Origin of the sequence: Micromonospora sp. DT4, assembly GCF_049841675.1 — a bacterium.
Classification (GTDB): Bacteria; Actinomycetota; Actinomycetes; order Mycobacteriales; family Micromonosporaceae; genus Micromonospora.
Window position 1 is genome coordinate 1 of the sequence record NZ_JBNCKT010000111.1, and the last position, 16,933, is coordinate 16,933.

Genomic DNA, 16,933 nt, shown 5'->3' on the forward strand with positions numbered 1-16,933 from the left:
GGGAAAGCCGCCGCGCATCACGTACCGCAACACCCATACACGGACAACGATCACGGCACCTTTGGGTTACTGGTCAAATATATGCTCCTTGAAGGAAATGCGCCTCTGTCTGGTTTGGACCCTATCGTTGCCGACCGATTGTGGACCGACGACTATCGTGCCGAGGAGGACTAGGGCTGACTGGTGGTCCGACGTCGCGCCTCCGAGTTCTGCCTTCGGAGAGGATGCTGATTGATGGATTTCGTTGGCATGGGCTGCGCCGAAGATGCAATCACCTGGGTGCCCTCGGGCCGATGGATCAGCTTCTCCGGCCCGGTGCCGGTCGCGGTGCTCGACGCGCCACCGGTCTCGGGGTTCCATCTGGTACATATCGACGCGGCCCAGGTTAGCGCTGACGTCGTCACCAAGGCCCTCCGCAACGAGCCGTTAGACATCCTCGCGGCGATGGTGCACGTTCCGACTGGACTCGCGCTCAGCTTGGAAGCCGCAATGACCCGGGCTGACCAATTGGGCCTGCCCACCCTCGTACGTGCGCCGGAGTTGCTGGGTCTAAGCAATTCGCGGGTCGTACCGTTTCACGCGCATGGCGAGGTCGGTGCCGTGCTCGTCATACCGGCCGAGCACCTCGCCAGCGTGCGCTACCGGCTCACCGAGAAGTGGGCGAGCGAGCAGCTCGGTTCGTACGATCCCGCTGTTGCTGAGCGACTGCGTCATTCGCCCAAGATGACTGACATCGAGCCGGCCGAGCACATCACCAGGGGAAAGCCGGAGGCGTATGCGGCAGCCCTACGTGAACACACCGCGCGGCTGGTCGAGTTGGTGCGACACTACGATGCCGCCCTCATCCCACCCGGTCCGCGCCGATCTGAGTCCAGCCGTCCAATCGTCGCCACACGCTTGGACGCGCGCGGTCCGCTCCGACCGTTGCAGGAGCGAGACGAGCGGGCCACCCATCCCGCCGAACCGGAGGCTGTCCGGCTGGTCGCAGTGGGCACCACGCACGTGGTCGTCCGACAGGTCACCACCGGTGGCCGCCGCCAGTTCGTCCTGGTCAGCGACCAGGAGTGGGCCGAGCTCGCCAGCCGGGACCTGGTCCCACCGGGTAGGGCACCCGCCCTGGTGGTGCATTCAGTCACGGGTGGGGATGTCCACGTACCGGTGCGGTACGCGGACGGCACCCAAGGGATGGGCAGCCTCGGGGCGCCGGACCTGGCCATGGTAATGAAGACCATGGCACCCGACGCCGACTCGTGGGTATTCGCCTCCTGCGCTGCTGGAGCGGGTAACGGTGGATTCGCGGCCAAATTGGCCGACGCCCTGGAAGATCGGGATGTGCTCGCCCCGCAGGGCGATGTGTGGGTCGGCGCGAACATCACCGGTGGACTCTCAACGTGGCAGGGCAAGAGCTGGCGCCTCTTCGTCCCCGGGGGGAGCGATGGCGAAGGCTGGGACGTTGTCAACGACCCGGTGGACGATGGCCTACCTTTCGACGGAATCACCGCGTTGCCCGACGAATCAAACTCCGGAATCCGACTGGGTCTCCACCGGTTTATATATAAGCCGGACTTCCACATGGTGGGCATCCGCGCTGGAACGAGCGGGACAATGGCCTTCGCCACCAGATTACTCAGGTGCTTCAGGCTTGTCCGCGGCGGGAGCATCACGCCTTCCTTGATTTTCCCAGGCCCAGACGACGAGCGCACTGATTTCCTCTGGGATCTGCACCCGGCGACTGGAAACCCTGAAACAGCGCCTCACCCGATAACCGATAAAACGCGATTCATCATGGCGGGTCCGGGGAATGTGCGAATAGGCATTCCGTGCCCGTGGGGCGACGATGAAATCTACGTAATCAGCGCGGTAGTCGAGCGCCAGCACGCCGTGGTGCAGGTGCTTCGGGGGGTGTCCGGTTCAGCCCCATACGACGATGTCTTGATCGACGCCGCCTCGCTGGCCCGAATTGTAATTCAGGATGATAAATTCGCGCTCGCATACTCGCGGGGCGTCCGGTCGATACTTCTCCAAGGCCCCGCGCCCCGTCGGTTCGTATTTGATTTCCACAGAGAGCTGACCGCCAACAATCGTCTCGACGTGGCCGTGTACTTTCCGTCTCAACCCCTGACCCTCCATTCTGAAGGCGCATTTCGGCGCGCGGAAATTTCTAATCATGGCCACTGGGACGTGCTGAGCACGACAATGCCGTACTCCTACTCCAATTCGGTCGTCGCTGAACTGGCCCAGACAGCGGCCATCGCGAACTGGGCCTATCCGGAGCCTCGAGCAATCGGCCCGGGGGGCATTTCTGTGAATGATCGGTTCCGTGCTCACAAGGCCGTCCGAGAAGCGATAAGACTGTCGTTCAATCACAATCAAGGGGTGCTCAACGTGAAGCGCCTTCTGGCGTATGTCGGTGAACAAAGACTGGCCGAGCAGCTTCTCATCTGCCGAGCCGTGATCGCGCGCCTGCTAGCCGATCGGTCGGCCCCGCTCCGCCACCTTCACGCCGTGGAGCTCGAGAACGATCTTTTCATGCCGGCCTCTATCTTAAGCATGCTGGGGGAACGCCTTGAGCGGATCGGGCAGGGGAGAATCCAAAGGAACCGAGATGCATTCGAGCTAACCGTTCCGGTAAGAGCTCGACGGCATCCTCTTCCCGCCGAATCAAATGCGGCAAGGACTTCGAGTCCGTTCTGGCCCGACCTGCAACGCACGCCAGCGGAGATAAACCTCTCCGACCCCTTTGCGTCATGGCTGATTGATCGAATGGCCCGCTGGCTGGCAACCAAGCTCGCCGAAGGCGGAAGGTTGGTAGTCCGAATATCTAGCGCTGGCCGAATTGGACCGTCCACTTATCGGACTTCTCTTGAACTGAGGCAGAGGGTGGGGCATTATCTCACCCATTACTTAGGTGTCCCTGACTCGGAGCAGAGGAACAGCGGGCTGCGCATAGCCTACGCCACGAAGGATCCGGCCAGCACCGCTACCCTATCCGTCGAAGACCAGAAGCCAGCCTCCGCCGCATCACCGGTATTGCCACCCAGCGCGGTGCTGCGGGCCCCCGAGAATGGCTGGTGCCTTCTCACCTCGATAGCCATCCACACACTGCCACCGGCGGACCATCTCCGTCTCTTGGAGAGCGAGGACTACACGCACAGCGAATCGACAGCCGCTGTTTTGGCGCAGACGGTTAGAAAGCGCATCCAATCGAATAACAGCGACGAGACGTCGAGCACCTTGCAGCACGTTCTCAGGAATACGACACGCGCGCGGAACGCACCCGGCGGCCCGGACGCGTACCTCGCCTCCGTCGACGACATCGATGCCCTGAAGGCTGCCGTAGCAAAGTGGGATGACAACTGGACAGGTGAGTTCGGCGAGGCATTCGTGCACCTCGTAGCCCATATCCTACGAATGCCGATCAGGATTTACGACATAGATCATCCCGAAGGCGAGGTCATCGCCCCGCTCGGACAACCTGAGGCTCCCGAGGTTTCGGTTTGGCGTGACAGTGACACACATTACGATGCCTGGGCTCCCGCTATTTCGCTGAGCGGGCCGTCGTTGCTGCTGCGCAGTGCGGTCACCGCTGACCACAACGTGTACGTCATCGCGGGGAGAAAGATCCGCGCACCGCAGTCGCTGATGACCGACCTCATCGACGCGTCTGACGGGACGCTCCCGGTTATCCTGCTGGCGGATCCAGGCACCGGCGGGTTCGCGAACCGTGACGACGTTGTCGACCTGAATTTCCTGCTCGAACAGTTCGCCCAAAATGCCCTGCGACCCGTCGTGGTCACCCGCAGCCGCCCTACTCCCAAGTTGCTCGATGTGGCAGCGACGTACGGCCTAGCGGTGCTACATCAAGTGTGGAACACGCCCAGCGGTTCCGGGACGAATGACAACCTTCAGCTCGCGCCATGGTGGCAGGCCGTTAGGCTCGGGCCGTATGGGAAGCCCGAGACGCCCAGCATCTCCGACAGCCCTTGGCAAAAGATCGACCGTCCTGTCCTTCAGGCGGTCGCAGAGCTGGCTCGACCGGATGCGGCAATCACCCCGGTCGACAACCCGCTCGGCCACATGATTTGGGCTCCAAGCCTTCAGGAGACCCAGGAGGCATTCGCAAGATTGCGACGAAGTTGGTCCCCGCAGCACATGAAAGCCGCCCAGGCCCAGCTCGAACAGGTGAGCAAGCGGGTGCCTGACGACCATGTGCTGAGCACCTTGGCGTCTGTGCTGGAGTTCGGCGCCCTCGGCGACTTCAAGACCGTCTTCACCTACGCGACCGCTCGCGACGATGAACTGCCCCAGAGGCTGATGGAGGCGGTGGCCCAGATCAGGGAGGTCGGACAACCGGGCCCGCCGGTGGCAGACGGCCTGACTACCGTCGCACTGGAACGGATGGTCACCGCGACCTGCGTCAACGACATCTCGGTGCCGGTACTTCAGTTGATCGGAGACATCGAAGCAGGTCGAGTAACCGATGCCAAAGCCGTCATCACCGCCAACCGGCACAAACTCACCCCTGAGTCGAGGGAAAGATGGGTCGAGGCGATAGCGGGCCTGTGCAAGACCCGACCACACCTCCACGTCCTCTTAGACGCCATCTTTGACTGCGTGCCCGAACGCCGTTCGGGCAGCGCCTAATCGGCAACTAGTGTCCCGCGCCTTAAATTCGTTTCCGAATTGAGACAGTGGTGTATTCGAGTGGTGACTGCGGTGGTGAATGCTGTGTGCATGGCTGGTCGTGGTCGCCCGAAGGCGGAGTTGGTGCTCACCGACGAGGAACGCGACACGCTGGTGTCGTGGTCGCGGCGGCGTACGAGCGCGCAGGCGTTGGCGTTGCGGTGTCGGATCGTGTTGGCGTGCGCGGATGGTCTGTCTAATTCGGAGGTGGCTGACCGGTTGGGGGTGTCTCGGCCGACGGTGGGTAAGTGGCGGTCGCGGTTCGTTGAGCGCCGGCTGGCCGGGCTGGTCGACGAGGACCGGCCGGGCGCACCGCGGAAGATCACCGATGAGCAGGTCGAGGCGGTGGTGGTCGACACCCTGGAGTCCACGCCGCGCAATGCCACGCACTGGTCGCGGGCGTCGATGGCCGAGCATTCCGGGCTGTCGAAGTCCACGGTGGGCCGGATCTGGAAGGCGTTTCGGCTCAAGCCGCACCAGTCGGAGACGTTCAAGCTCAGCAAGGACCCGCTGTTCATCGACAAGGTCCGCGACGTCGTCGGGTTGTACCTCGACCCGCCAGAGCGGGCCGTGGTGCTCTGCGTCGACGAGAAGTCCCAGGTGCAGGCTCTGGACCGGTCCCAGCCGGTGCTGCCGATGATGCCCGGCATGCCCGAGCGGCGCACCCACGACTATGTGCGCAACGGGATCACCAGCCTGTTCGCCGCCCTCGACATGGCCACCGGCACGGTGATCGGGGCGATTCACCGCCGGCACCGGGCCACCGAGTACCGCAAATTCCTCATCAAAATCGACAAAGAGGTGCCCGCCGACCTGGACGTGCATATCATCTGCGACAACTACGCCACCCACAAAACCGACGCCATCCAGAAGTGGCTGGCCGCCCACCCCCGCTTCCACGTGCACTTCATCCCCACCGGCTCGTCCTGGCTGAACATGGTGGAACGCTGGTTCGGCGAACTGACCACCAAACTCCTGCAACGCGGTGTCCACAAGAGCGTCCCCGCGCTGGAGGCCGACATCCGGGCCTGGATCGACAACTGGAACGAGGATCCACGTCCGTACGTGTGGACCAAGACCGCCGACGAGATCCTCGACAGCATCGCCGCGTTCTGTAAACGAACCTCAGGCGCGAGACACTAGCATGCCGTTGCATCATCGTGTCGCGGGAGAAGCGCAATCCGTCACGCAGGTGTCGCGCCTCGACGTGCTCAGCCCACCGCACAGCGAGAGCGCCAGGTTGTTCCCAGACCGGTCCGTTAATGCGTCGCTCCGGTCGGCGACCGTCGTTAGCCTCGCCGGCATGCCGGATCCTGTCGCGCTGCTGCACGTACCCGCTCTCTCCGACGTCGCCGAGTACGCGTACGCGTACGCGTACGCGGCCACCGTCGAACCTCCCGCCCGCCTGGTGTTCACGGCCGGCGCGTGCCCGCTCGACGACGAGGGTCGTGCCGTCGCGCCGGGTGACCACGCCGCGCAGGCCCGGCAGGTGTTGGCGAACCTGGAGACCGCCCTGGGCGCGGCCGGCGCGCGGCTCACCGACGTCGTCAAGACCACCACCGTGTACGTGGCATCGTCGCGGCAGGCGGATCTGGTGACCGTCTGGGAGGTGGTCCGGGACTACTTCGGCGAGCACAATCCGCCCACCACCCTGCTGGGTGTGGCCGTGCTCGGCTACTCCGCCCAGCTCATCGAGGTCGAGGCAGGCGCCGCCGTACCGACGGTGGCCTGACATGCGCATCCGCCCAGCACAGCCGGACGACGCCGCCGCCGTGGTGGCGCTGCGGGCGATCGTCCACCCGTACCTGGTACGCGGGGTCGAGTCGACCCGCAAGATGATCGCCGATCCGCCGCCGGTCGACGGCTGGACCGCGCTCGTAGCCGAGGTCGACGGCCAGGTGGTCGGCTGGACGTCCGCCGAGCCCAACACCTCGACCTCGGTACAGGGCTTCGGTGACGTCAACACGCTGCACGTACACCCCGAGCACCGCCGCCGGGGCATTGGGACGGCACTGCTGAGCGCCGCGACCGACCACCTCCGTCCCCTCGGGGTGCGCCGCGTACGCACCATGGCCGCGGCGGACTCCCTGCCGTTCGCCCGCCGGCACGGCTTCACGCCCAGCCGCGAAGTGCGCTACTCGGCGCTGGAACTGACCCCACCGCCCGCGCTGCTCGAGCCGCCCGCCGGCGTACGGCTGCGCCCGATCGCCGAGCTGGACCCGCACCTGCTCTACGAGGCGGACGTCGCCTCGGCCGTCGACGAACCCGGTGACGTACCCGTCAACGCGGTCACCTTCGAGAGCTGGCGGTACGACGTGTGGGAAAACCTCGGATTGGACAGGGTCGCCAGCACCGCCGCCGAAGTCGACGGCGACGTGGCCGCGTTCAGCCTCGTCAAGCGGGACGGCGAGCGGATGTGGTCGGACTACACCTGCACCGTCCCGGCGTACCGGGGACGGGGACTGGCCCGACTGGCCAAGACGGCGGCGCTGCACCGGGCCGCCGAGAACGGCGTACGGAGCGCGTACACCTCGAACGACGAGTCGAACGCGCCGATGCTGGCGATCAACGCCCGGCTGGGCTACCGACCGGTGGCGACCCTGTGGGCCTGCCTGGCCGACCTGACCTGACCGCGCTGCTATTAATAACTGTCGCTGCGCGGACGCGTCCACTCCAGAAACCGCGCGACGTACGCCGCCGGGTCCGGCCGCAGACCCAGCTTCAGCGCGTCGGCGAACGCCTCGCGGGCGAGCGTGGTCAACATGAGCAGCATCCCGACCCGATCGCCGTGCCAGCGGGACAGCAGCGACAGCCGCGTGGGTGAACACGGCCAGTGGGCACCGCAGCGAGTACAGCGCCAGTGCGGCAGGCCGGCGTGATGCGGGCGCGGGCGCGGGCTCATCCGGCGCACGTGGGCAGGCGCGCTGACGCGTAAGCGTTCAGTAGCTGCACGCCTTCGCGCCGCACGTAAAGCTCACGCCGGGCGACCGCGTCACCGCGCGCCCCCATCTCGTACGCGTCGAGCCACACCCACCCGTCGTACGTGTCCCACTCCAACTCGCGGATGACCCGCACGGTGATCGGCCGCAGGAACTGCACGCTCGCGGTGGCCGACAGGCGTAGCAGATCGCCGGCCCGGAGCGTCGGTCCTGGTGGTGCGGGCATGTCTCCCCCTCCGGTGGTCGGGGAGGGGCCGTCCCTGAATGCTCGCCCACGGGACGGCCCCGGGCTGACACCGCCGCCGGGCTACGCCTCCACCAGCAGTGCCGCTCACCTGCCACGGTTCCAGCGTGTGCCGGACGCCTGCACCGTCCGTATGCGACCATCAGGGGACGTCTAGGAAAGGTCCCCTTGCGATGACGCGGAACGACGTCCTTGGGAGCGCCCTGAGATCGGCGGGAATGACCGTTGCCGACCTCGCCACAAAGTGCGATGTGGACGCAAAGACCGTTGAGCGATGGATCAGCAGGGGTCGCATACCTCATCCCCGCTCCCGGATGCGCGCTGCTGGGGTGTTGGGTCAGGATGTAGGGGTGTTATGGCCCGAAGTCGCCCGCCGCACGATCAAGATCGGTTCAGACCGCGAACTGGTCGGCATGTACGCACGCCGGTCCGACCTGCCGCGTTCGCTGTTCCGCGAGTTGATCGACAAGGCGGACAGACGGTTGTGGTTCGGCGGATACACGAGCTACTTCGTGTGGCTTGAGGTGCCCAACGCCCCCGCCACGCTCGGCGCGAAGGCGCAGAGGGGCTCTGATGTACGTTTCCTGCTCGGTGACCCCGGTAGTGACATCACCACCGCACGAGAAGGCATCGAGGCGACTCCGCTCACGCTTGCGACCCGCATAGCCATGACCCAGGCGGAGATCGCGAAGTCTCCGGAACCCCTTGCTGTCCGACTGTCAGACCGGCACGTTGCCATGTCCGTCTGGGTCTTCGACGACGAGGCGATCGTGGCTACCCACATCGGCGCGGGGCCCGGGCAGGATTCGGTGACCATGCACCTCCGACGCCGGGAGGCGGGTGGCCCGTTCGATCGCTACGTGGAGCACTTCGAGTCCCTGTGGGACGACGCGGGAACGGCGTAGCCTCGACTGGTCTCCGATGATCACTTGATGGTGACTAGTCCAGAAGCGCTTCTGACAACTGGTCACCATCAAGTGATCAAGGCACGAGGCCTACGCTGCCTCGAAGACCTCGCGGGCTGTGGCGTGCGTGTCCGCGCCGAAGAGCACCAGGCGGGCTTCCGTGACCGTGGCGGGCGTGGCCGAGCGGAGCACCGAGAGCGCCTGGCGGACCGCGTCGTCGACCGGCCAGCCGTAGATACCGGCGGAGATCAGCGGGAACGCCACCCTGGACGCGCCCAGCTCGTCGGCGACCCGCAGGCTGTTGGCGTAGCAGTCGCGCAGCAGCCCCGACCGGTCCTCGCCAGTTGAGAAGACCGGCCCGACCGTGTGGATGACCCAGTGGGCCGGCAGGTTTCCGGCGGTGGTCGCCACCGCCTGCCCGGTGGGCAGTCCCCTGCCGTACCGGGACGCGCGCAGCGCCCGGCACTCGGCCAGGATGGCCGGGCCGCCGCGTCGGTGGATCGCGCCGTCCACCCCACCGCCGCCGAGCAGGGACGAGTTCGCGGCGTTCACGACGGCGTCGACCCGCTGGTCGGTGATGTCCCCCTCGATCAGGGTGATCTCCACGTCAGCCCTCCTCGATCGACTGGCCCAACGAGCGGCGAGCCAGCAGGGTCGCGCCGGCGACAGCGGCCGGCATGACCAACACCGCGCCGAGCGGTATGAGAAAGCACAGGAAGACCGCCACCCCGAAGCCGAGGGCCATGGGCCGGTCCGCCTTCAGGATCGTCCGGCGCTGCGGCAGCCGCATCCCACGCCGGTAGAACGGCGCGCCGACCAGCTCGACGGCGAGGAACCAGCCGCCCACCGCCGCCCCGATCACCGGTACGACCGTCTGGCCGACCACCGGGATGAAGCCGGCGAGGAAGAGTGGGATGCCGACCAGCGCCGTGAGGGCCACCAGGCGTACGGAGTCGGCGAGGCTGCGGCGCAGCGACGACCAGAACGGAACCTCCACGGCGTCCGGGGTGCCGCCGAGCCGCTCCTCCACCCGCTCGGAGATCTTCTCGTAGAACGGGTCACCGATGACCAGGGTGACCGCAGTGAAACTGATCACCGCGAGCAGGCCGCCGAGCCCCAGGAAGGCCAGCCCGGCGATCACCCGGACCAGGCTGCGGCCGGTGCTCGACCAGTCGTCGGCGAACGGGGTGACCAGGGCGGCGAGGTCGTCCACGAAGTACACGAGGGTGGCGTACGCGGCCACGAAGAGCGCGCCGGAGATCAGCGCCGGCACGATGCCGAGCAGCATCAGCTTCGGGCTGCGGACGTAGAGGCCCAGCCCGCGCAGGAGCAGCCTGACCCCGAGGAGGAAGCGTCCGACGGCCCCGGTCACCGGGCTGGCGATTCTGCTGGCGTCCACGATCGAGCAGCCTAACGACAGGTGATCGAATCCGCCGGGCGGCGAGCGGCACGGGGCAGGATGGGCGGGTGCGCGCGTCCCGACTGATCTCACTGCTGCTGCTGTTGCAGGCGCGCGGCTCGATGACGGCGGGTGAGCTGGCGCGGGAGCTGGAGGTCTCCGAGCGGACCGTCTACCGGGACGTACTGGCGCTGTCCGCCGCCGGAGTGCCGGTGTACGCCGACCGTGGCCGGGCCGGCGGGTACCGGCTGCTCGGCGGCTACCGGACCCGGCTGACCGGGCTGACCCGGGACGAGGCCGAGGCGCTGTTCCTGGCCGGTCTGCCCGGCCCGGCCGGCGACATGGGCCTGGCGGACGCGGTCGCCGCCGCAGAGTTGAAAGTGCTCGCCGCGCTGCCACCGGCCCTGCGCGACGCGCCCGTCCGCACCGGACAGCGGTTCCACCTGGACGTGCCGGGTTGGTTCCAGGAGACACCGCCGCCACTCTGGCTCACCGAGCTGGCGCGGGCCGTCTGGGCCGACCGGGTGGTCCGGCTGCGCTACCGGCGGGGCGACAACGAGGTGACCCGTCGTGTGCAGCCGTACGGGCTCGTGCTCAAGAACGCGACCTGGTACCTGGTGGGCCGGGTCGGCGACGACATGCGCACCTACCGGGTGGACCGGGTGACCGGGGTCGAGGTGGAAGAGGAGCACTTCGCGCGCAACGAGGGCTTCGGCCTGGCCGGGCACTGGCGCGAGCAGGCCGGGTCGTTCCTGCGGACGATGCTGCGGGCCGAGGTCACCGTCCGGCTCAGCCCCGCCGGCCAGCGCCAGCTTCGGCACGTGGTCGACGCCCCCGAGGTGTACGACGAGGTGGTAGCCGCCGCGGGCGAGCCCGACGGGCAGGGCTGGGTGGTGGCGCGGCTGCCCGTGGAATCGGTCGACGTCGCGTACACCCAACTGCTGGCGCTGGGCCCGGAGGTGGAGGCGCTCGACCCGCCGGAGCTGCGCGGACGCCTGGCGGACGCGGCACGCCGGGCCGCCGCACGGTACGACGACCCGGCCGCGCCGCGCGACGTCAGCGGTAGCCGGTGACGTCGGCCGGCTTGCCCGCGCCGACCACCTCGACGATGTACCGGATGGCCTCCGGTTGGCTCCCGTCGACGTCGGTGAAGCCGTACACCTTCGACAGCGTGCCCGCGTCGACGGACTGACCGTTCCACCGGGCCCTGTCCTCGTCGGCGGCGAGCGCGGCCACCGCGCGGCCTACGAAGGCCGGGGTCTCGGAGATGAGGAAGTGTGGATCGGTGGCGGCGCCGTCGCGCCAGTTCTCCTCGGTGACGCCGAAATGTTCCAGCATCGCCTCGGAGCGGAGCCAGCCAGGAGTGAGCGCGACCGCGGTGCCGCCGTGCGGCTTCAGCTCGTGGGCCTGGGTGAAGGCGAGTCGGTTGACCGAGACCTTGGCCAGGTCGTAGAAGACCGAGAGGCGGTAGTTCTCGTCGTTGTACGCCTTGGTGCCGTCGCCGATCTCGACGACCAGGCCACCCGGCTTACGGATCAGCAGCGGCAGGGCGAAGTGGCTCGTGATGATGTGCGTGTCGACGGCCAGCCGCAGAGTGCGGAAACCCGCGTCCAACGGCTGCTCCCAGACCGGCTTGTCCCAGGTGACCAGCGGGTCACCGCCCCAGATGTCGTTGACCAGCACGTCGAGGCCGCCCTGCTCGGCGTCGATCCGGGCCACCAGGTCGCAGACCTGCTCCGGTACGAGGTGGTCGACCTGCACCGCGATGCCGGTGCCGCCGGCCGCCGTGACCAGTTCGGCGGTCTCCTCGATGGTCTCCGGTCGGTCCATCTCCGAACGACCGGCGCGGCTGCTGCGACCGGTGGCGTACACGGTGGCACCGGCGGCGCCCAACTGGACCGCGATCTGTCGCCCAGCACCCCGCGTGGCACCGGCGACGAGCGCGACCTTTCCTACGAGCGGTTGTGTCATGCCTGCGAGGCTGCCAGCGATACCTGACAGCCGCCGTCCGAATTTGTCAATCCACCAGTCTGACGCGGACCCGCCGATTGGCCCGGCCCTTGCTCTCCACCTTGACCACCTGCACCTTGCCGATCTGGGCGGTGGACGCGACGTGGGTGCCACCGTCGGCCTGGACGTCCAGACCGACGATGTCGACGATCCGCACCTCCTGCTCGTCCGGCGGGATGAGGTTGGACTGGGTGCGGATGATGTCCGGCAGGGCCAGCGCCTCGGTGCGCGGCAGCACCCGGGTGGCGACCGAGCGGTCGGCGGCCACCTCGGCGTTGACCAGCTCCTCGATGCGGCTCTTGAAGTCCGGCGGCACCTCGGGGAGGTTGAAGTCCATCCGGGCCTCGCCCGGTTCCATGCTGTTGCCCGTCACGAGCGCGCCGAAGTCGCGGAACACCACGCCGCAGAGCACGTGCAGCCCGGAGTGCGTACGCATCAGACGGGTGCGGCGCTCGTCCTCCACCGCGCCGACGACCTCGGTGCCGACCGGCGGCAACGGGTCACCCTCGGCGGGAATCAGGTACGGGTCGTCGCCCTTGCGCGTGCCGACGATCCGGGTCTGCACGCCCTGCCAGAGCAGCACGCCGTGATCCGGCGGTTGACCGCCGCCGCCCGGGTAGAACGCCGAGCGGTCGAGCACGATGCCCTGCTCCGGGTCGGCGTGCAGGACCGTGCAGGTCCACTCGCGCAGGGTCGGGTCGGCGAGATCCAGCCGGTGCGTCCGGCCATGTTGTGTGACGCCCATGACAGGGCACGTTACTCGTTGAGGAAGCCGGAAATGCGCCCCCGCAGGTCGGCACGTTCCGACCAGAGGAAGCCGGGGCGGTCGTACACGTGCAGAGTGGCCCGGGGCAGCGCGGCCGCGAGCTGCTCGGCGACCTCGACCGGGTGCAGGTCGTCGCCCGCGCAGCCGATGACCAGGGCCGGCGCGGTGACCGCCGCCAGGGCGGTCGCGTCGTTCAGCGGCACCTGCCCCGCCAGGGTGGCGAGACCGTCAGCCAGACCGTCGCGGAGTAGCTGGTCGAGCCGCTGCCGCAGGTACGCCCATCCGGCCGGCGTGTTGCGGACCGCCGCCGGTAGCTCCAGCGAGACGACGTCGGCGACGGCCGAGGCGTCACCACTCTCGACGGCCTCCAACAGGGCGTTGACGCGCTCCCCGGCGACCAGACGCGGCTGGTCGAGCACCGCCGGCAGGAAGAAGACCAGTTTCTCGAAGCGCTCCGGGCTCTCGGACAGCAGGCGGCAGAGCGCGCCCGCGCCGAGGCTCGCTCCGAAAGCCCGGCTGGCACCGCCGAGGTCGGCGATGGCCCGCAGATCGCGGGCCAGGTCGAGGTAGGTCCACGGGCCGGCCGGCGCCTCCGAGCGACCGTGCCCCCGGAACTGGAAGAACAGCCGACGGCCAGCCACCCCGCTGCCGAACGGTCGCGTGGTGGCGATCCCGTTGCCCAGCCCGTGCGCGAAGACGGTCACCGGCTCACCGACGCCGGTGACCAGGCGTTCGAGCTGCACGCCGTGCGGCGTGGCGACCAGCTCGGTCTCCGGGTCCGGAATCGCGGGCCGACCGGTGCGCGGCCCACCCGGGCCCGGCCCCCAGGTGCGGGGGCCGCTGTCCGGAGGAGGAGGCCAGCGGAAACCTCTCACCAGAACCCTTTGCCGTCGCTGAGGTCGCGTAGACCGACCCGCACGTCGAGCAGGTAGATGAGCGCGGCGGCGATGCCGATCAGTCCGAAGAGGCTGATCGGACCGCGACTGAGCAGGATCAGCACGAGGCAGACCGCCAGGATGGCGATCCAGCCACCCTTGGGAAGCGTCCCGATGGCGGAGAAGGCGTCGGAGCGCTGCGTGATGGCATGCACCAACGCAACACCCTGGATGATCAACGCGAAGACGAGCAGGATCAGCTCGATCACGTAGCGGACTTCGAACGCGAAGATCGGCGCGGCGGTGGCCATGCCGGCAAGTTTATGTCGGCGACCCCGACTACGTCCGTCAAGGACGCCGTCGGGATCGCCGACAGGACGAACTACTCGGCCGCCGGGCGGCTCTGCTTGGTGGCCCGGGGCAGCTTGGCCGACGGGGTCTCGGCCGGGGTCTCGGCCGGGTTCGGGGCCTTCGCCCGAGCGGCCTTCTTGACGGCGGCCGGCTTGGCCTCGGCGATCTCGGCGACCTCGGCCGGGCTCGGCACCTCCGTCGTGGCGGGCGTCGCCGTCGGCGTCGTCGTGGGGGTCGGCGTCGTCGTGGCAGTCGGCGTCGTCGTGGCAGTCGGCGTCGTCGTGGGGGTCGGCGTCGTCGTGGCAGTCGAGGTCGTCGCCTCGGCCGCAGCCGGCGCGGCCTGGGTAGCCTCGATGTCCGCGTTGACCGTCTCGGCAGCCTCCAGCACGCCGGCGCCGACGATCCGCTCGCCACGAGCCACCAGCGCGCCGTACGCGGCGAACGCCCGCTCCTGGGCCGCCTGGGCGGCGGTAACCACCACGGCCGCGTTACGGGTGGCGGCGGCGCGCAGCTTGTCGATGTCGGCGACGTCGCGCAGCTTGGCCAGGTCGGCCGACTCGCGCAGCTTGGCCAGGTCCAGCTCGGCCTGCGCGCGGTCGCGCAGGGTGCCTGCGGTCTCGTTGGCCGTACGCAGCGTCTCGGTGGCCTTCTGACGCAGTTCGAAGCCGGTCAGCACCGCCCGGCCACCCAGGTCGGCGACGACCCGGGTGCCGTGGACACCGACGGCCGCAGGCAGCTTGCGGAGCTGCTCGATGGCCAGCTCGGCCGCGCCGGCGGCGGCGTAGATGGGAGCGGGGATGCGGTTGGTCTTCGGCTCGGTCATGACGTCTCCTCCTCGGCCGTCTTGGCGGCCTTCTTCTCGGGGGTGCTGCTCGGGGCGGGTGCGAGCTTCTCGGGGGTGCTGCTCGGGGCGGGTGCGAGCTTCTCGGGGGTGCTGCTCGGGGCGGGTGCGAGCTTCTCTGCGGTGCTGCTCGGGGCGGGCGCGGGGCCCGCCTCGGTGACGGCGACCGACTCGAGCACCGCCTCGGTTGGGGTGCCGCCTGCGGTGGTGGGACCCGTGGCGGCCAGATTGGCCACGTCGGCGGGCGCGTCCGCGACGTCGGTCGGCGTGTTCGTCCCGGTCGCGGCCTGGGTGTTCGTCCGGGTCGCGGCCTGCGTGTTCGCCCCGGTCGCGGCCTGGGCCTCGGACAGCCGGGCGTTCTCCCGACGGAACGTCTCGTAGATCTGGCTGAGCGACTGCTTCTGGGCCATCGTGAGGCCGGGGTCCACCGCGATGGCGGCGAGCACGCCGTGGCCTTCCTTGTCGTCGAGCAGCCCGGCCCGCAGGTACATCACCGGGGTCGACACCCGCAGCGCGCTGGCCAGTTGCTGGAGGACCTCGGCGCTGGGCTTGCGCAGACCGCGCTCGATCTGGCTGAGGTACGGGTTGCTGACCCCCGCCTGCTCGGCGAGCTGGCGCAGCGAGATCTTGGCGTTGCGGCGCAGATCGCGGATGAACCCGCCGACGTCGGGAAGATCCTTTGGTGTCGCCATGCCGCCGACGCTAGACCGATCCGCTAACTCCTGCAAGCAAAATGCTAGCCAGAGTTAGCAACGTCTCAGCGTCCCGTTTGCGCCCGCCCCGCCCGGTCCGTACGGTCCGTTGGTGCACAAGATCACAGTCAATGGAGCAAACATCGCGTACGACGAGGCTGGCAGCGGTTCGCCCGTCGTCCTGCTGCACGCCGGCATCGCGGACCGGCGAATGTGGCGGGACCTCCTGCCCGCGCTCGCCACCCGACACCGGGTGATCGCCCCGGACCTGCGCGGGTACGGGGACTCGGAGCTGCCGCCGACGCCGTTCGCGCACCACGACGACGTGGCCGGCCTGCTGGACGCCCTCGACCTGCCCCAGGCCGCCCTGGTCGGCTGCTCCTTCGGTGGATCGGTCGCCGTCGACACCGCTCTGGCCTATCCGGACCGGGTGAGCGCGCTCGCCCTCTTCGACACGGCGGTCTCCGGCAACGAGTGGTCCGAGGAGGCCAACGACCTCTGGGACGACCTGGTCGGCGAGGTCGACCCGGACGACTTCGTCGCGGGCGCGGCCGGCGAGGTGCGGTTCTGGGTTGTCGGCCCGGCCCGCCAGCCGGCCGACGTCGACCCCGACCTGCTGGCGTTGGCACAGGAGATGGACCAGCGCGCCCTGGCCGCCGAGCTCGCGCTCGGCGCGGTCGAGGTGGGCGAGCTGACACCTCCGGCGATCGGCCGCCTCGGCGAGCTGAAGATCCCCGTCCTGGTCACCGCCGGCGCGGCGGACGTGCCGGACATCCGCCGGCTCGCCGACCGGATCGCGGCCGAGGTCCCCGGCGCGGTACGACTGCCGGACGTGCCGAACGCCGCACACCTGTTGCCGCTGGAGCGTCCGGAGCCGGTCAACGCCGCCCTGCTCGACTTCCTGAGCTAGCGCCTGACGCCTCCGGCGACGCGAGCACCCGCCCCGCCCCGGCGCCTCGACCCGCACCGCACCGCACCGCACCGCACCGCACCGAGATCCGCACAACATCAGGGATGTTGCTGCTTCCCGCACACCGGAGGCAGCAACATCGGGGAAGTTGCTCGGATCTTGGTGCGGGGCGCGGGGTGCGGCGAGGCGCGCAACGGGGTGACGGGCGCGACGGGCGCGACGGACGACGGGGTGCGGCTAGTACGGCAGCCGTACTTCGTGATCATGGCTGAGGCGGGCGGGAACAGGACGGCCACCGCGTGATCTTGAGTCTGTTGT

The 16,933-nt window shown here is 68.6% G+C and carries 18 protein-coding genes; 7 read left to right on the forward strand and 11 right to left on the reverse strand.

The features are described 5' to 3' along the window. The first annotated feature begins 234 nt into the window (after positions 1-234). The 4 genes from ACLQ24_RS23950 to ACLQ24_RS23965 all read left to right on the forward strand — a co-directional run bounded on the left by ACLQ24_RS23950 (position 235) and on the right by ACLQ24_RS23965 (position 7,313). Entirely contained in the window at positions 235-4,644 is a 4,410-nt protein-coding gene (locus tag ACLQ24_RS23950) for an OTU domain-containing protein (RefSeq protein WP_425893957.1), read from the forward strand. A gap of 90 nt (positions 4,645-4,734) precedes the next feature. Next, positions 4,735-5,826, forward strand: coding sequence for an IS630 family transposase (locus ACLQ24_RS23955; protein ID WP_425893958.1), 1,092 nt, complete (start codon positions 4,735-4,737; stop codon positions 5,824-5,826). Between the two features lie 160 nt (positions 5,827-5,986). Further along, positions 5,987-6,415 (forward strand): RidA family protein, encoded by a 429-nt coding sequence (locus tag ACLQ24_RS23960; protein ID WP_425893959.1) that lies wholly within the window; start codon positions 5,987-5,989, stop codon positions 6,413-6,415. Between the two features lies 1 nt (position 6,416). After that, complete coding sequence (locus tag ACLQ24_RS23965) at positions 6,417-7,313, forward strand: GNAT family N-acetyltransferase (protein WP_425893960.1); 897 nt, start codon at positions 6,417-6,419, stop codon at positions 7,311-7,313. 11 nt (positions 7,314-7,324) lie between these two features. Here the strand turns inward: ACLQ24_RS23965 and ACLQ24_RS23970 are convergent, their stop codons facing one another. Next, on the reverse strand, positions 7,325-7,456 hold the full coding sequence (locus tag ACLQ24_RS23970) for a hypothetical protein (protein ID WP_425893961.1): 132 nt from the start codon (positions 7,454-7,456) through the stop codon (positions 7,325-7,327). A 125-nt stretch (positions 7,457-7,581) separates the two neighbouring features. Further along, positions 7,582-7,848, reverse strand: a complete 267-nt coding sequence (locus ACLQ24_RS23975; RefSeq protein ID WP_425893962.1) for a hypothetical protein — start codon at positions 7,846-7,848, stop codon at positions 7,582-7,584. Between the two features lie 347 nt (positions 7,849-8,195). On the opposite strand from ACLQ24_RS23975, the gene ACLQ24_RS23980 reads away from it, so the two are divergent. After that, the gene (locus ACLQ24_RS23980) at positions 8,196-8,771 is read left to right on the forward strand and encodes an XRE family transcriptional regulator (protein WP_425893963.1); all 576 of its coding nucleotides are present in this window, start codon (positions 8,196-8,198) and stop codon (positions 8,769-8,771) included. A 90-nt stretch (positions 8,772-8,861) separates the two neighbouring features. Here ACLQ24_RS23980 and ACLQ24_RS23985 read toward each other — a convergent pair whose 3' ends face one another. Together ACLQ24_RS23985 and ACLQ24_RS23990 are read right to left on the reverse strand one after the other, a co-directional pair. Next, entirely contained in the window at positions 8,862-9,377 is a 516-nt protein-coding gene (locus ACLQ24_RS23985) for an O-acetyl-ADP-ribose deacetylase (protein WP_425893964.1), read from the reverse strand. 1 nt (position 9,378) lies between these two features. After that, positions 9,379-10,170 carry an EI24 domain-containing protein gene (locus ACLQ24_RS23990; RefSeq protein ID WP_425893965.1) on the reverse strand — a complete coding sequence of 264 codons (792 nt, stop codon included), beginning with the start codon at positions 10,168-10,170 and terminating at the stop codon, positions 9,379-9,381. 68 nt (positions 10,171-10,238) lie between these two features. Between ACLQ24_RS23990 and ACLQ24_RS23995 the strand changes: the two genes are divergently transcribed. Next, positions 10,239-11,243 (forward strand): helix-turn-helix transcriptional regulator, encoded by a 1,005-nt coding sequence (locus ACLQ24_RS23995; protein ID WP_425893966.1) that lies wholly within the window; start codon positions 10,239-10,241, stop codon positions 11,241-11,243. Here ACLQ24_RS23995 and ACLQ24_RS24000 read toward each other — a convergent pair. From ACLQ24_RS24000 to ACLQ24_RS24025, 6 genes are all read right to left on the reverse strand, one after another. Beyond that, positions 11,227-12,141: an SDR family oxidoreductase gene (locus ACLQ24_RS24000; RefSeq protein ID WP_425893968.1), complete on the reverse strand. Its 915-nt coding sequence runs from the start codon at positions 12,139-12,141 to the stop codon at positions 11,227-11,229. The two genes, ACLQ24_RS23995 and ACLQ24_RS24000, sit on opposite strands and share 17 nt — an antisense overlap. Positions 12,142-12,187: 46 nt before the next feature. Beyond that, positions 12,188-12,925 carry an alanyl-tRNA editing protein gene (locus ACLQ24_RS24005; protein ID WP_151488505.1) on the reverse strand — a complete coding sequence of 246 codons (738 nt, stop codon included), beginning with the start codon at positions 12,923-12,925 and terminating at the stop codon, positions 12,188-12,190. 11 nt (positions 12,926-12,936) lie between these two features. Beyond that, positions 12,937-13,821, reverse strand: coding sequence for an alpha/beta fold hydrolase (locus tag ACLQ24_RS24010; protein ID WP_425893970.1), 885 nt, complete (start codon positions 13,819-13,821; stop codon positions 12,937-12,939). After that, positions 13,818-14,132, reverse strand: a complete 315-nt coding sequence (locus ACLQ24_RS24015) for a DUF2516 family protein (RefSeq protein WP_234582317.1) — start codon at positions 14,130-14,132, stop codon at positions 13,818-13,820. Before ACLQ24_RS24015 ends, ACLQ24_RS24010 begins: the two co-directional genes overlap by 4 nt. A 71-nt stretch (positions 14,133-14,203) precedes the next feature. Next, on the reverse strand, positions 14,204-14,995 hold the full coding sequence (locus ACLQ24_RS24020; RefSeq protein WP_425893971.1) for a hypothetical protein: 792 nt from the start codon (positions 14,993-14,995) through the stop codon (positions 14,204-14,206). Further along, entirely contained in the window at positions 14,992-15,705 is a 714-nt protein-coding gene (locus ACLQ24_RS24025) for a helix-turn-helix domain-containing protein (RefSeq protein ID WP_425893972.1), read from the reverse strand. The genes ACLQ24_RS24020 and ACLQ24_RS24025 overlap by 4 nt, the downstream gene beginning before the upstream one ends. 112 nt (positions 15,706-15,817) lie before the next feature. Between ACLQ24_RS24025 and ACLQ24_RS24030 the strand changes: the two genes are divergently transcribed. Continuing rightward, complete coding sequence (locus tag ACLQ24_RS24030; protein WP_425893974.1) at positions 15,818-16,615, forward strand: alpha/beta fold hydrolase; 798 nt, start codon at positions 15,818-15,820, stop codon at positions 16,613-16,615. A 98-nt stretch (positions 16,616-16,713) separates the two neighbouring features. Here the strand turns inward: ACLQ24_RS24030 and ACLQ24_RS24035 are convergent. After that, on the reverse strand, positions 16,714-16,933 hold a 220-nt coding region (locus ACLQ24_RS24035; RefSeq protein WP_425893975.1), incomplete at its 5' end, for a hypothetical protein.

What these genes read in the sequence shown, in the direction of transcription:
- ACLQ24_RS23950 (WP_425893957.1), top strand. Translation starts at nt 235, where the DNA reads ATGGATTTCGTTGGCATGGGCTGCGCCGAAGATGCAATCACCTGGGTG.
- ACLQ24_RS23955 (WP_425893958.1), top strand. Translation starts at nt 4,735, where the DNA reads ATGGCTGGTCGTGGTCGCCCGAAGGCGGAGTTGGTGCTCACCGACGAG.
- ACLQ24_RS23960 (WP_425893959.1), top strand. Translation starts at nt 5,987, where the DNA reads ATGCCGGATCCTGTCGCGCTGCTGCACGTACCCGCTCTCTCCGACGTC.
- ACLQ24_RS23965 (WP_425893960.1), top strand. Translation starts at nt 6,417, where the DNA reads ATGCGCATCCGCCCAGCACAGCCGGACGACGCCGCCGCCGTGGTGGCG.
- ACLQ24_RS23970 (WP_425893961.1), bottom strand. Translation starts at nt 7,456, where the DNA reads ATGCTGCTCATGTTGACCACGCTCGCCCGCGAGGCGTTCGCCGACGCG.
- ACLQ24_RS23975 (WP_425893962.1), bottom strand. Translation starts at nt 7,848, where the DNA reads ATGCCCGCACCACCAGGACCGACGCTCCGGGCCGGCGATCTGCTACGC.
- ACLQ24_RS24000 (WP_425893968.1), bottom strand. Translation starts at nt 12,141, where the DNA reads ATGACACAACCGCTCGTAGGAAAGGTCGCGCTCGTCGCCGGTGCCACG.
- ACLQ24_RS24005 (WP_151488505.1), bottom strand. Translation starts at nt 12,925, where the DNA reads ATGGGCGTCACACAACATGGCCGGACGCACCGGCTGGATCTCGCCGAC.
- ACLQ24_RS24015 (WP_234582317.1), bottom strand. Translation starts at nt 14,132, where the DNA reads ATGGCCACCGCCGCGCCGATCTTCGCGTTCGAAGTCCGCTACGTGATC.
- ACLQ24_RS24020 (WP_425893971.1), bottom strand. Translation starts at nt 14,995, where the DNA reads ATGACCGAGCCGAAGACCAACCGCATCCCCGCTCCCATCTACGCCGCC.
- ACLQ24_RS24025 (WP_425893972.1), bottom strand. Translation starts at nt 15,705, where the DNA reads ATGGCGACACCAAAGGATCTTCCCGACGTCGGCGGGTTCATCCGCGAT.